Origin of the sequence: Streptomyces sp. NL15-2K (assembly GCF_030551255.1) — a bacterium.
Classification (GTDB): Bacteria; Actinomycetota; Actinomycetes; order Streptomycetales; family Streptomycetaceae; genus Streptomyces.
In genome coordinates this window covers 12,047,971-12,061,246 of the sequence record NZ_CP130630.1, presented here as the reverse complement: position 1 = coordinate 12,061,246, position 13,276 = coordinate 12,047,971, and the positions used below count along the sequence as shown (strand labels likewise).

The 13,276-nt window shown below is 71.6% G+C and carries 10 protein-coding genes and 1 pseudogene; 6 read left to right on the top strand and 5 right to left on the bottom strand.

The features are described from left to right. Positions 1 to 170: 170 nt before the first annotated feature. From Q4V64_RS52870 to Q4V64_RS52850, 5 genes and pseudogenes are all read right to left on the bottom strand, one after another. Positions 171 to 1,397: an ABC transporter permease gene (locus Q4V64_RS52870; RefSeq protein WP_124445726.1), complete on the bottom strand. Its 1,227-nt coding sequence runs from the start codon at positions 1,395 to 1,397 to the stop codon at positions 171 to 173. Next, positions 1,397 to 2,965, bottom strand: a complete 1,569-nt coding sequence (locus Q4V64_RS52865; RefSeq protein WP_172629636.1) for a sugar ABC transporter ATP-binding protein — start codon at positions 2,963 to 2,965, stop codon at positions 1,397 to 1,399. The genes Q4V64_RS52870 and Q4V64_RS52865 overlap by 1 nt, the downstream gene beginning before the upstream one ends. Before the next feature lie 464 nt (positions 2,966 to 3,429). Further along, positions 3,430 to 4,710: an IS701 family transposase gene (locus tag Q4V64_RS52860; RefSeq protein ID WP_303708850.1), complete on the bottom strand. Its 1,281-nt coding sequence runs from the start codon at positions 4,708 to 4,710 to the stop codon at positions 3,430 to 3,432. A gap of 76 nt (positions 4,711 to 4,786) precedes the next feature. Next, a pseudogene (locus Q4V64_RS52855) lies at positions 4,787 to 5,790 on the bottom strand (IS5 family transposase). A gap of 90 nt (positions 5,791 to 5,880) precedes the next feature. Further along, the gene (locus Q4V64_RS52850) at positions 5,881 to 6,675 is read right to left on the bottom strand and encodes an IclR family transcriptional regulator (RefSeq protein WP_253266746.1); all 795 of its coding nucleotides are present in this window, start codon (positions 6,673 to 6,675) and stop codon (positions 5,881 to 5,883) included. A gap of 180 nt (positions 6,676 to 6,855) precedes the next feature. Here Q4V64_RS52850 and Q4V64_RS52845 point away from each other — a divergent pair, with 180 nt between their 5' ends. From Q4V64_RS52845 to Q4V64_RS52820, 6 genes are all read left to right on the top strand, one after another. Further along, on the top strand, positions 6,856 to 7,830 hold the full coding sequence (locus Q4V64_RS52845; protein ID WP_124437737.1) for a cyclase family protein: 975 nt from the start codon (positions 6,856 to 6,858) through the stop codon (positions 7,828 to 7,830). Continuing rightward, positions 7,830 to 8,906, top strand: coding sequence for an NAD(P)-dependent oxidoreductase (locus Q4V64_RS52840; RefSeq protein WP_124437738.1), 1,077 nt, complete (start codon positions 7,830 to 7,832; stop codon positions 8,904 to 8,906). Before Q4V64_RS52845 ends, Q4V64_RS52840 begins: the two co-directional genes overlap by 1 nt. Beyond that, a complete protein-coding gene (locus Q4V64_RS52835; protein ID WP_124437739.1) occupies positions 8,903 to 9,841 on the top strand; it encodes an NAD(P)-dependent oxidoreductase in 939 nt (312 codons plus the stop codon). The genes Q4V64_RS52840 and Q4V64_RS52835 overlap by 4 nt, the downstream gene beginning before the upstream one ends. A 3-nt stretch (positions 9,842 to 9,844) precedes the next feature. Continuing rightward, positions 9,845 to 10,741 (top strand): phosphogluconate dehydrogenase (NAD(+)-dependent, decarboxylating), encoded by an 897-nt coding sequence (gene gnd, locus Q4V64_RS52830; protein ID WP_124437740.1) that lies wholly within the window; start codon positions 9,845 to 9,847, stop codon positions 10,739 to 10,741. A 262-nt stretch (positions 10,742 to 11,003) separates the two neighbouring features. Next, positions 11,004 to 11,609, top strand: coding sequence for a multicopper oxidase domain-containing protein (locus tag Q4V64_RS52825; protein WP_172629024.1), 606 nt, complete (start codon positions 11,004 to 11,006; stop codon positions 11,607 to 11,609). Next, positions 11,606 to 13,063 (top strand): MFS transporter, encoded by a 1,458-nt coding sequence (locus tag Q4V64_RS52820; protein WP_216377538.1) that lies wholly within the window; start codon positions 11,606 to 11,608, stop codon positions 13,061 to 13,063. The genes Q4V64_RS52825 and Q4V64_RS52820 overlap by 4 nt, the downstream gene beginning before the upstream one ends. Positions 13,064 to 13,276: the final 213 nt, after the last annotated feature.

The window sequence follows — 13,276 nt, the reverse complement described above, 5'->3', positions numbered from 1 at the left end:
AGGTGGTACGACACGAGCAGGCTCCTTGCTGACGTACGGGGAAGGCGGCGAGGGATGGCGGATGCTCTTCGGGACTGGGCGGCCGGGGCGTCCGGACCGGCAGGGCTGACCGCACCGGTGGCGGGGTGGGGGCTGGTCGCCGGCGAACGGGGTGCGATGGCCGGCAGCTCTCAGACCTGGTCCGCTGTCGCGGACGGCGGCCGGGGTTCGGATTCCCCGTCGGAGGCGAGGGGCGGCGTGGGAGACGTCGGCGGCTCGGACAGTGACCTGCGCGTGGCGGTGGCGCCGGCGCGCAGCCTGCGGCGGGCGGAGTAGCCGGCCAGGCCGACCGCGAGGAGGAGGGTTCCGCCGTTGAACAGGGACGTGGCCCAGAACTCGGCTCCGAGTTGCTGGATGCCCGCGAGGCCAATGGCGAGGATGGCGACGGCGACGACGGTGCCGGCGGCGTTGGCGCGGCCGGGCTTGATGGCGGTGGAACCGAGCAGCGCGCCCACGAAGGCGGGCAGCAGGTAGTCCATGCCGACGCTGGGGTTGCCGATCTGCTGCTGGGCGGCGAGCAGGACGCCGGCGCAGCCGACCACGAGCCCGGAGCCGGCGAAGGCGTAGACGCCGTAGCGGCGGGCGGGAATGCCGACCAGGTCCGCGGCCCGGGCGTTGGAGCCGATGACGTACAGGTAGCGGCCCAGCGGCAGCCGTTCCAGCAGCAGCCACAGCACGACGGCCAGACCGAGGACGTAGAAGGCGGGCACGGGCAGACCGAGGAACTTCGAGTCGTACAGGTCGGTGAAGGCCGGGGGCAGTCCGTGCGGGCCGGGGACGATGCGGGCGCCGTCGGTGATCCAGCCGGTGAAGGCGTACAGCACGCTGCCGGTGCCGAGCGTGGCGATGAAGGAGTCGATCCGGGCGAACTCGACCAGCAGGCCGTTGAACACGCCGATGAGGCCGCCGCCGACGATGACGACCACGCAGGCCAGCGGCCAGGGCCAGCCGTTGTTCACGATGAGCTGCATCGCCAGCACGTGGGCGAAGCCGAGGCCGTAGCCGACGGACAGGTCGAACTTGCCGGTGACGATGGGGATCATCGCGCCGAGCGCGAGCATCGCCGGGATCGACTGGTTGGACAGGATCGAGGAGGCGTTGTCCAGGGTCGGGAAGGTGTCCGGGAGGGCGAAGGAGAAGATCAGGAACAGCAGGACGGCGAGGGCGAGCAGGCCGTAGGTGCCTATCAGGTGGCCGCGCAGTCGGCCGCCGCCGTTGTGAGGCGCGTCCTTGCGGGTGCCAGGGCGGGGCGGGGCGACGGAGGCGCCGGCGTTCGTGTCGTCGTTCCTGCTCGCTTCGGCGTCGCCCCCGGTCGTGGACCGCTGTGCGCGGCGGGAGGATTCGGTCTCGGTGGCCATCAGTGGGTACCCGTTCCGGTCAGCGCCGGCATGGCCGACGCGGCGTGGGTGAGTTCGGTGACGGTGAGGGCTTCGCCGGACAGTTCCGCCGTCACTCCGCCCCGTACGAAGACCAGGGCGCGGTGGCAGACGTCGGCGACCTCCTCGAAGTCGGTGGAGATGAGCAGGACGGCGAGTCCTTCGGCGAGGGCGTCGTCGAGGAGCCGGTAGATCTCGGCCTTGGCGCCGACGTCGACTCCGGCGGTCGGTTCCTCGAGGATCACCACGCGGCGGCTCAGGCGCAGCCAGCGGCCGATCATCACCTTCTGCTGGTTGCCGCCGGACAGGGTGGCGATCGGTGCCTCGGGGTCGGTGGGGCGTACTCCGAAGCGCTCGACGAGTGACGTGGCTTCGGCGCGTTCGCGCGCCGGGCTGATCCAGCGCCACGGAGAGCGGGCGTCGGCGCGGGGGTTGGCCAGGAAGTTCTCGCGCACGGTGAGTTCGAGGGCGCAGCCCTCCTCCTGGCGGTTGCTGGTGACGAAGCCGATCCCGGCGTCGACGGCGGCGGCGACCGATCCTGGGCGGTACGGCCTGCCGTCGAGCCGCACCTCGCCGCCGGTGAAGGGCCGGGCCCCGGCGAGGGCCCGGCCGAGGTCCATGTGGCCGGCGCCGGTGAGGCCGACCATGCCGAGGACTTCCCCGGCGGGCAGTTCGAGGTCGACGGGGCCGGCGCCCTCGGTGGTCACGCCGGTCAGGTGCAGCACGGTGGAGGCCGGGACGTCCGTGGTCCGGGGGGCGGGCGGGCGGTGGCTCTCCGGTTCGTGGCCGACGATGTCGTGCACGATGCGGTCGGGGCCGTGGTCGGCGAGGAGGCCCTGGCTGATGAGGTGGCCGTCGCGCAGGACGGCGAAGCGGTCGGCGACCTGGTAGACCTCGTCGAGGCGGTGGCTGACGTAGACGATGGCGTGGCCGCGGTCGCGCAGGGTGTGCAGGACCTCGAAGAGCCGCGCGCAGTCCGCGGCGGGCAGGCTGGCGGTGGGTTCGTCGAGGACGATGAGGCGGGCGCGGGTGGACAGCGCGCGGGCGATGGCGACGAGGGAGCGTTCGGCGCGGGTGAGGTCGGCGACGGCCGCGTCGGGGTCGAGGTGACCGGCGACGATGTCCAGGGCCTCGGTGCAGCGCCGGCGTACCTGCCGCCAGGAGACGAGGCCGCCGCGGCGGGGGTAGCCGGTGCCCAGGGCGACGTTCTCGGCCACCGTCATCCACTCGACCAGGCCCAGGTCCTGGTGGATGAAGGACATCTCGGTGGACGCGGCGTCGCTGCCGAGGGGGTGGCCGGCGACGGTGACCTGGCCTTCGTCGGCGCGGTAGACCCCGGCGAGGATCTTGATAAGTGTGGATTTTCCGGCACCGTTGTGCCCCAATAGGGCGAGGACACTGCCGGCGTGGACGTCAAGGTCGACGTCACTGAGGGCGAGGGTGCCTCCGAACCGCTTGCGCAGTCCGCGGATCGTCACCAGCGGGCGGGAAGCCGCGAGGCCGTCGGGCGGCGAGGGGCTGGGAGCTGTGTCGTCGGGAGTGTCTTTCACGGACTTCTCCGGGGGATCTGCAGGCCGAGGACCACTCCATCGGCTCGACCAGAATCCTGAACTCCTCACAGCATGCTGGTCAATACTCCCGCTGGCATTTATTGCCCCAAAGTTACGGCGGCCGTACGGAAAGGTTCCGTACGGCCGCCGTCACACCGCGATCGCCCGCGGGGGCTCGGTCCGCGTGGACCTAGGCCCTGTCGTCAAATTCCCGTCGTCCGCCCGAAGGGCGGGCCGCGCGGCGTCAGGTGCGTGCTCTCGGCGCGCCGGGCCCTGACCCACGTACTGGATGTACTTGGGTCAGGGCCCGGTGCGGCGAGAGTGCGTGCATGGCGTCGCGCGGCAGGCGGGAATTTGACGACAGGGCCTAGTAGGACTCCGTTAGGTCTTTCTCGATCTTGGCGTTGTGTAGGTCCTGGTGGGCAGGGTTTGGTGGCAGGTGGTGCAGATGCCGGTCCAGCACCTCAAGACGTCCTGGAGGGTCTCGAGGACTTGGTAGAGGGTGAGACCGGCCCGGGCACTTTTGGGGCCAGGCGCTGTTCGGTGAGGAAGGCGTGGGCGGCGGTCACGAGGGTGACGTGGTGGTGCCAGCCCGGCCAGGAACGCCCTTCGAAGTGGTCCAGGCCCAGGCCGTGCTTGAGTTCGCGGTAGTCGTGCTCGATGCGCCAGCGGACCTTCGCCAGACGGACCAGGTCGGCGATCGGAGTGTCGGCCGGCAGGTTGGACAGCCAGTAATCGGTCGGCGCCTCGGCGCCGGAGGGCCATTCGACCAGCAGCCAGCAGTCGGGCAGGATCCCGTCCCACCAGCCCTGTCCGGCCGAGGCCGCAGCTTTGATCGGGCGCTCGACGGCCTTGCCGGCGGGACGGACACGCACGGCGGCGAAGCGGGAACGTAACTCCCCTCTCGAGCCGTGCCGCCAGGTGAGCGGGGTGAATGCGTCTTGATCAAGGCCGGCGGCAAGGGCCGCCAAGGACGGTGCTGGATGCCGGTAGCGGGGCTGTGGCCAGCAGCCGACATGCCCGTTGCGGGCTGGGGCCTCAGGCTCCGCGTCCAACGGATGGGCGGTCACATCGCCGCGGACGGCCAGCACGTAGGCGACTTGGCGGTCGGACAATGCGGCTCGCAGATGCGCGTTGGTGCCGTAGGCGGCGTCAGCCACCACAGCCGGCGGCCTCATGCCCCAGCCGGCGAGCGTGTCGAGCATGTCCAGGGCCAGGCGCCACTTCTCGCGGTGCGTGACGTCCGCCGGGATCCGCGCGAGGTCCCGGCGGACGGTGTCCGATACCCACTCCTCAGGCAGGAACAGACGCCATTGCAGCGGGCAGGAGGCGGTGTCGGTGGCGGCGTGAATACTGACCGCGACCTGGCAGTTTGCTCTCTTTCCCAACGCTCCGCAGTACTGCGGAGCCACCCCGGCCGACATCCGGCCGTCCTTGGGCACCGACACATCGTCGATCACCCACGCCGCCGGACCGATCAGCGGCAGCATCCGTTCGCAGATCCTGCGCTGCACCGGCACCGGATCCCACGTGGACTGGTTCACGAACTGCTGCAGGTTCTGCTCGTTGCCGTCCGGTAATCGCGAGGCCATGGCCTGGATGGACTTGCGCCGACCGTCCAGCATCAGTCCGCGCAAGTAGCAGTCGCCCTTGGCCCGCTGGTCCTTCCGCGGCACCGAGGCGAACACATCCGCCACGAACAGCGCCAACTTCGCCCGCACACGGTTCACTTCATGTGCATCCACCCAACCCAACATGCTCCCGAACAGGCCCGACCGGAAGACCTAACGGAGTCCTACTAGGGCCTGTGTGACGTTGTGATCAACCTGTCGCCTTCAGTAGATCGTTGATCCAGATCATCGAGGCGCGGAGGTAGAGGCCGGCGAGGTAGCTCTCGGGCGTCTTGTCGTATCGAGTCGCGATGCCCCGCCAGGCCTTCAGCTTGTTGATCAGGCGCTCGACGGTGTTCCGCTCCTTGTAGAGACCGGTGTCGTGACCTGTGGGCCGGCCGCCCCGGCTGCCTTTCTTCTTTCGGTTGGCAGCCTGGTCCCTCTTCTCCGGGATGACGGCCTTGATGTTGCGTTTTCGCAAGTAGGAACGGTTGGCGCGGGATGAGTAGGCCTTGTCCGCAGCGACAGCGCCAGGCCGGGTCCGGGGACGGCCGACAGGCAGACGGACCCGCACCTTCTGCAGCACGGGGACGAACTGCGGGCTGTCGGCGGCCTGTCCTGCGGTCAGGACGAACGACAACGGACGGCACTTGCGGTCCGCGGCGAGATGAACCTTGCTCGTCAGCCCGCCACGGGACCTGCCGAGCAGGGCTTCCTTCAGACGGAGCTTGCGCCGTCGCCTGACGTGCCGCCGCTCTTCCCGCCCGGGCGTGTCGCTTCCGTCCTGTCCGTTCTGTTCCGGCGGGCCGCCCCCTTTTGCCAGGCCCGTTCCTGGTCGGCGGCGGCTTCCTCCAGGGCGTCCATGACCTCCTTGCCGATGCACATCCCGGCGGCGTCGTGGTGGGCCCGGGCGGTGGTGGAGTCCACGCTGACCAGGGACAAGTCCGTCTTCCCCTGGCGGGCGGCCTCAGCGATCACACCTTCCAGCAGTGCGGTGAAGACGCCGGCGTCCCGCCAGACCCGGAAACGGCCGTAGACCGTCGGCCACGGGCCGAACCCGCCCGGCATTTCCCGCCACTGACTGCTGGTGCGGAACCGCCAGATCACCCCCTCGAACTGCTCACGCAGCCGCTCAGGGTACGGACCGCACTCGCCTATCGGCAGGAACGGTTCGATCAACTGCCACTGCTCGTCGGTGAGTTGCCTTCGCGTCACGATCGTCTTCCTACCGGATCTGCCTTCCAGAGGGATCCGGATCGGCAAGATTGATCACAACGTCACACAGGCCCTAGCCCCCGCGCGGCCTCATCCGCTGCCGGTGGACACCCCCTGCGGGAGCATGGGGTTCTCCAGCCCCGCCGCGATGGCACGCAGATCCTTCAGCAGCGCCTCGCGGAACTCGTCGTCCAGGCGCGCCTTGAGCACGGTGACGCTGATCGCGAAGGGCGAGGAGTCGGTACGGAACCCCCTGACCGGCACGGCCAGGCAGACGATGCCGGCCCCGGCCTCCTCGTCGTCGATGGCGTAGCCCCGCTCCCGGCTCGCCGCCAGATCCGCCAGCAACGCCGGCACCGAGGTGATGGACCGGTCGCTGAGCGCGGGCAGGGTGCGGCCGCGCAGCCGGTCCTCGGCCACCGCCGGGTCCAGGGTGGACAGGATGGCCTTCCCGGTCGCCGTGCAGTTCGCGGGGAAGCGGTCGCCGATGTTGGCGGTGAGCCGCAGCGGCTGGGTGCCGTCGTACCTGGCCAGGTAGAGCACATCCAGGCCGTCCAGGACGGCGACCCGGGCGGTCTCCCGGGAGATGTGCGCGCTGCGCCGGCACAGCTCGTAGAAGTCGCGCAGCTGGTCCACCGTGGACAGATAACGCCCACCCAGCTCCACCAGCTTGCGCCCCAGGCCGAAGCCGGTTCCGTTGCGCGTGATCATGCCCGCCGCCTCCAGTGAGGCACAGAGGTTCCCCGTCGAGGACTTCGGCAGGCCCAGGGCACGTGCGATCTCACTGACCGACAGCGGGCGGCCCTCCGCCTCACCGAGCGTGTCCAGGATCGCCACGGCCCGCGTCACCGCCGGGACAAGACTTCCCGGGTCGCTTGCGCTCACCGTCAACTCCACCCATCATTCTGTTCGTCGTTCAGCATGTTGTTATTGTCCCTCGTGTGTCCCCGAACGACAATGCCGTCGGCGCACGCTTTGCCGTCGAGTCTCGCCGAGATTCCCGACCGTAGCGCGCCTTCGGGCCGGCCGACGGCACCCTCCGAGCCTTGGAGCGCTGAGCAGCACATGACCAGCAGCCCTACCGATTCCCCGCATCCCCAGCCTTCCCCTCCCCTCCCCGACAACGGACCCCGCCTGTCGCGGGAGGAGTTCGACGCGCTCTTCGACGCGGTGCGCACCTGGGGCCGCTGGACCCCCGCCGACCGCGGCGCGTGGAACCGGGTCACCCCGGCACACGTCCAGCGTGCCACCGCCCTGGTCCGCAGCGGCACCACCGTCCCGATGGCCCTGCCCTGGAACACGGTGCCCGGCCCGGACAACGGCAAGCCCGCCCTGCACTACATGTCCGACCTCGGTGACGTGGAGGCTCCCGAGCCGTCCTGCCACAAGGACTTCATCGCCGTCGACTACCACGGCAAGGGCGTCAGCCATCTCGACGCGCTCTCGCACATCGCCTACCGCGGGCAGCTCTACGACGGCCGCACCGCCCGCGAGGTCGTCGACGCGGCCGGCGCCCACTTCGGCGCCGTCTCCGCCCTCGGTCCGCTCGTCACCAGGGGCGTCCTGATCGATCTGCCCGCCGTCCTCGGCACCGACTGGCTGGAGCCCGGCACCGCGGTGCACGCCGAGGACGTCCTCGCCGCCGAGAAGGCGCTCGGCGTGACCATCGGCGAGGCAGACGCGGTCCTGCTGCGCTCCGGTCACTTCCGGCGCCGCGCCGAACTCGGCGCCTGGAACCCCGACAACGCCAGCGCCGGCTTCCACGTCGACGCCGTCCCCCTGCTGGCCGAGCGCGGGATCGCCCTGCTGGGTGGCGACGGCGACAGCGACGTACGTCCCTCCCCCGTCGAGGGACTGCACTCCCCCGTGCACGCCCTCGCCCTCACCGCCATGGGTGTACCGCTGCTGGACAACCTCGACCTGGAGGCACTGTCCACCGCCTGCGCCGCCGAGGGCCGCTACGAGTTCCTGCTCGTCGTGGCACCGCTGAACGTCCCCGGCGGCACCGGCTCGCCCGTCAACCCGGTCGCGGTGCTGTGATGACGAACCTCCAGCCGGCCGACGGCCGGTTCACCGTCGGCGTCAGCCGCGACTTCCTCGACGCGGACGGACGCAACGTCTGGGGGGACATCCGGCTCGGCGAGCTGGACGCCGCCGGAATCGACTGGCACTACCTGCCACGTGACACCGGCGAACTCCTCGCCCCGGACGTCGACGGCCTGGACGCCGTCCTGTTCGCCGCCCCCGCCGTCACCGCCCGCACCTTCGCGGGCCTCGCCAGACCCCCACTGCTCTTCGCCCGCTTCGGAGTCGGCTACGACAGCGTCGACCTCGACGCCTGCACACGGCACGGCGCCCTGGTGACCATCACCCCGGACGGCGCCCGGCGCCCCGTCGCCACCGCCGCCCTCACCCTGCTGCTGGCCGTCCTGCACAACGTCACGGCCAAGGACCGGCTGGTGCGGGAGGGACGCTGGAGCGAGAGGGAGCAGTGGATGGGGCTCGGGCTCACCGGCCGCCGCGTCGGCCTGCTCGGGCTGGGCAACACCGCACGCGATCTGGTCGTACTACTGCGGCCGTTCGAGGCCGAGGTCCTCGCCTACGACCCGTACTGCCCGCCGGAGACCGCCCGGGAACTCGGCGTGCGTCTCGCCGACGCCGACACCGTGATGGCCGAGGCCGACGCCGTGATCGTGATGTGCGTGCTGACGGAGGAGACCCGCCATCTCGTCGATGCGCGGCGGTTGTCCCTGATGAAGCCCTCGGCCGTGCTGCTCAACGTCGCGCGCGGTCCGATCGTCGACGAGACGGCGCTGATCGAGGCGCTGCGTGCCGACCGGATCCGCGGGGCGGGACTGGACGTGTTCGAGACCGAGCCGCCCGACCCCGGCAACCCGCTGCTGAGCATGGACAACGTGGTCCTCGCCCCGCACAGTCTCGCGTGGACCGACGAGATGTCCGCCGGAAACGGCGGCAGTGCCGTACGGGCCATCGTGGACGTGGCGACGGGGCGGCTGCCGCGCTTCGTCGTCAACCGGGATGTGCTGGGTCACGCGTACCTCGCCGAGCGGCTGGGCGCGCTGGCGCGGCATGGACGTGCGGAGGTCGGCACGTGAGCTCCCCGACCACCCGGTCCGCAACCGTCGGCTTCATAGGGCTCGGCGCGATGGGCCTGCCGATGGCCACCAACCTCGCGAAAGCCGGCTTCGACGTCCTGGCCTGGAACCGCCGCCGCCCGCCCCTCGATGCCGCCGTCGCCGCCGGCTGCCGTGCCGCGGAGCGTCCCGCCCAGGTGGCCACCGCCCCTGTCGTACTGACCATGCTCCCCGACCTGCCCCAGGTCCGGGACGTGCTGGACGGCTCGGACGGACTGCTGACGGGACCGGACGCGGCCATGGACACCCTCGTCGTGATGGGGACCGTCTCGCCGGTCGCCGTCCGCGCCCTGGCAGCGGAGCTGCGTCCCCGCGGCATCACAGTCGTCGACGCCCCCGTCAGCGGCGGGGTGACCGGCGCGCGCGACGCCACTTTGTCGATCATGGCGGGCGGGGCGGAGGACGCCGTCGCACACGTCCGCCCGTACCTGGCCGCGATGGGCTCGACCGTCCGCCGTATGGGCGACACCGGAGCCGGGTCGCTCGCCAAGGCGTGCAACCAACTCGTCGTCGCCGCAACCCTGGTGGCCCTCGCCGAGGCCGTCGTGCTCGGCGAACGCGGCGGACTCGAACCGGCCGCGCTGCTGGAAGTGCTGGCAGGCGGCCTCGCCTCGTCCGAAGTGCTCGCGCAGAAACACCACCACCTCGCCGACAGCGACTTCACTCCCTCCGGGCCCGCGCGCTACCTCCACAAGGACCTCGGCTTCGTCCTGCACAGCGCCGCCGACGCGCGCGTCACGCTGCCGCTGTCCGCCACCGTCGCGCGGCTGTACGCGGCGGTCGACGCCCGGGGCCTCGGCGAGCTGGACAACAGCGTCGTCCTCCAACTGCTCCGCGACGGCCACGGGTTCGGCGGCCACCGCCCTCACCCGCACCACACCACCACGAAGGACTGAACCATGCAGGTAGGAATCGTCGGTCTCGGACGCATGGGCGGCAACATGGCTGCCCGCTGGCGCGACCAGAGCCACGAGGTGGTCGGCTACAGCCGCACCTCCCCCGACCGTGACGTCAACTCCCTGGAGGAACTGGTCGGCAAGCTCGCCGCCCCGCGTGTGATGTGGCTGATGCTGCCCGCGGGGGACCCCACCCACGAAGCGCTGCGGCAGCTGGCCGGCCTCCTCTCCCCCGGCGATGTGATCGTCGAGGGCGGCAACTCCCGCTTCAGCGACGACACCGAGCACGCCCGGATGCTCGCCGAGCACGGCATCGGATACGTCGACTGCGGTGTCAGCGGCGGCATTTGGGGCCGGGAGAACGGCTATGCGGTGATGTGCGGCGGCGCGGACGAGCACGTCCGGCGCGTGTGGCCGCTGCTGGAGTCACTCGCCCCGGAGCAGGACGGCATCTGCCACGCCGGTCCGGTGGGCGCCGGCCACTACGCCAAGATGGTCCACAACGGCATCGAGTACGGCATGATGCAGTCCCTCGCAGAGGGCTACGAACTGCTGGAGGCCAGCGAGTACGTTCCCGACGTGCCCAAGGTGCTCGCCTCCTGGCGGCACGGCACGGTCGTACGGTCATGGCTGCTCGACCTCCTCGTGCGTGCCCTGGAGCAGGACTCCGAGCTGGCCGGTCTGTCCGGCCGGGTCGACGACTCGGGCGAGGGCCGCTGGACCGTCGAGGAGGCCGTACGCCTGGCGGTCTCCGCCCCCGCCATGACCGGCGCGCTGTTCGCCCGCTTCGCCTCCCGCAAGCCGGACGCCGCCCAGCTGAAAGCACTCGCCGCGATGCGGCAGCAGTTCGGTGGGCACGCCGTGCACGCCGCTCCGGCCGCCTCCGGCGGCAACGGCTGAGCGAGGCCCGTCCGGGGACCGCCTGAGAGCGGTGGTGCAGCGGCGTTCCGGCAAGGGGGCGGGCTTGTGCGCTCGCCCCCCCACCGGCGGCCCGGCGACCGCTCGATGGTACGGCGGGTGCCCCACGATGGGGGTGGGAAGCCCCTCGTCCCCGTCCGACCACATGTGCCGGCGTGCCGGAAAGCCTCAAGGACCACCCCGCGAGCAGACCCGCCGTGACGGCCGCCGCGGCGCGGGCCGCCGACGACGCGGAGCGAAGGACATGACTGACTACATGCACGGCAACCGGGCTGACAGCGGACACGGCACCGATGAGGTACCTGACGGCGGCTCGTCACTGACCCGGCTCCCGACCCGGGCCCCTGGCCCTGGTCCCGGCCAGGCCCTGTGCTGGGAAAGGGAGCGCACGGACGCACCCGCGGGCGAACTGCCCGCCGACGGCATCGTGCAGACCCCCTCGGGCCGGCCGCACCCCATGCACATCCACGCCACCAGCTTCCGGGTGCGGAGCCGGCAGACGTACGACGTCGGCGGCTTCACCTCGTTCAACCTGCCCGGCGGCGCCATCGGCTGCGGCACCACCAACCCGCTGCGCCGGACCGGAGCGGCCGGGGTTCCGCCGGGCGAGCGCGGCTGGAAGGACACCGTACGCGTCGGCGCCGGGGAACTCGTCACGGTCGACGGATACTTCGGCGACGCGGCCGGGAAGTTCGTCTACCACTGCCACATGCTCGAACACGAGGACATGGGCATGATGCGGCAGTTCGTGGTCCTCCCCGAGCAGATCACGCGGCTGGGAGCGCCGATGGACATGCCGTCCGCTCCCGGCGACGGTGGCATGGGAACGCAGGCGGAGACGCACGGGTGACCGGGCGGGGCCGGGGGCCGGCGCTGCTGGTGGCCGGGGCGTTCTTCATGGAGAACCTGGACGCCACGATCATCTCGACGGCCGCCCCCGACATGGCCGCGTCCTTCGGGACGCGGCCGGAGGCCGTCGGCGTCACCATGACGGCGTATCTCGTCGCGCTGGCCGTGTTCATCCCCGTGAGCGGCTGGGCCGCCGACCGCTGGGGCACCCGCCGGGTCTTCGCCTGGGCGATCGCGGTGTTCACCGTCGCCTCCGCCCTGTGCGCCGCAGCCGATGGCTTGACCGAACTGGTCCTGACGCGGGTGCTGCAGGGCATCGGCGGGGCCATGATGGTGCCCGTCGGGCGCCTGACCGTCCTGCGCACCACCAGCAAACCGGACCTGTTGCGGGCGATCGCCTGGCTCACCTGGCCGGGCCTGCTCGCGCCGGTGCTCGCGCCCGCGCTCGGCGGTCTGTTCACCACGTACGCCTCCTGGCGCTGGATCTTCCTGGTGAACGTGCCGCTGGGCGTGGCGGCACTGCCCGCCACGCTGTGGCTGCTCCCCGATCTGCGGCGGGAGGACGGGCGGGGGCAGCGGAGGCTCGACCTGGTGGGGTTCGTCCTCGCGGGGACGGGGCTGGCCGCACTGGTCCTCGGTCTGGAACTGCTGGGCGGCCCGCCGGCCGGCTGGGGCGCGGCGGCCCTCTGGCTCGGTGCCGGGCTGCTCGCCTCCGGGCTGGCGGTCCGCCACCTGCTGCGGTCGCGCCGACCGCTGCTGGACCTGGCCACGTTCCGGGTGGTCACCTTCCGGGTGTCGAACTCGGGCGGCGCCTTGTTCCGTGCCGCGATCAGCGCCGTGCCCTTCCTGCTGCCGCTGATGTTCCAGCAGGCCCTCGGCTGGAGCGCGGCGCGGGCCGGACTGGTGCTGGTCTCGGTGTTCGCGGGAAACATCGCCGTCAAACCGTTCACCACGCCGCTGCTGCGCCGCTTCGGCTTCCGCACGGTGCTCGTGGTCAACGGCGCGGCGACGGCCGTGACGTTCTTGCTGTGCGGCCTGCTGGACCCCCGCACGCCCCTGGCCCTGGTGGTCGCCGCCCTGTTCGTCAGCGGGGTGTGCCGGTCCGTCTCGCTCAGCGCGTACGCCACGATCGTCTTCGCGGACATCGAGCCGGAGCGGACCGCGGACGCCAACGCCCTGTCGAGCACGGTGCAGCAGCTGGCCACCGGGCTGGGGATCGCCCTGGCCGCGCTGGGTCTGCGCGCGGCGGGTCCCCTCGCCTCGCTGCTCGACCTGGACGGACCTACGGCGGCATACGCGCTGGCGTTCGGGATCCTCGCCGTGCTGCCGCTGGCCTGCGTCGTGGAGGCGTTGCGGCTGCCGAGGGACGCGGGGGCGGTGGTCACCGGGCCGGTTCCCCCACGCGCGGGACGCCCTGCCGCCCCGTCGTCCCGGTCCGGGCGGTCGGCCAAGTGACCGGGCGGGCCCCCGGGACCACGGCGAACACGGTCCGTCCGGACCGGAGAAGCCGTTGGTTCCGCGGCGAGCAGGCACGGACCGCGGCGAACACGACTCGCGCGCCGGCCCTCGCGGGCAAGGGGCGGCAAGTCCCCCGTCCGGCCCGGCCGGCCAGTGGATCCCCAAGCGCCGGGAGCAGCGTCCGCCGAACCTGCGGCGGTCGTCCGACCC

What these genes read in the sequence shown, in the direction of transcription:
- Q4V64_RS52870 (WP_124445726.1), bottom strand. Translation starts at nt 1,397, where the DNA reads ATGGCCACCGAGACCGAATCCTCCCGCCGCGCACAGCGGTCCACGACC.
- Q4V64_RS52845 (WP_124437737.1), top strand. Translation starts at nt 6,856, where the DNA reads ATGACCAGCAGCCCTACCGATTCCCCGCATCCCCAGCCTTCCCCTCCC.
- Q4V64_RS52840 (WP_124437738.1), top strand. Translation starts at nt 7,830, where the DNA reads ATGACGAACCTCCAGCCGGCCGACGGCCGGTTCACCGTCGGCGTCAGC.
- gnd (WP_124437740.1), top strand. Translation starts at nt 9,845, where the DNA reads ATGCAGGTAGGAATCGTCGGTCTCGGACGCATGGGCGGCAACATGGCT.
- Q4V64_RS52825 (WP_172629024.1), top strand. Translation starts at nt 11,004, where the DNA reads ATGACTGACTACATGCACGGCAACCGGGCTGACAGCGGACACGGCACC.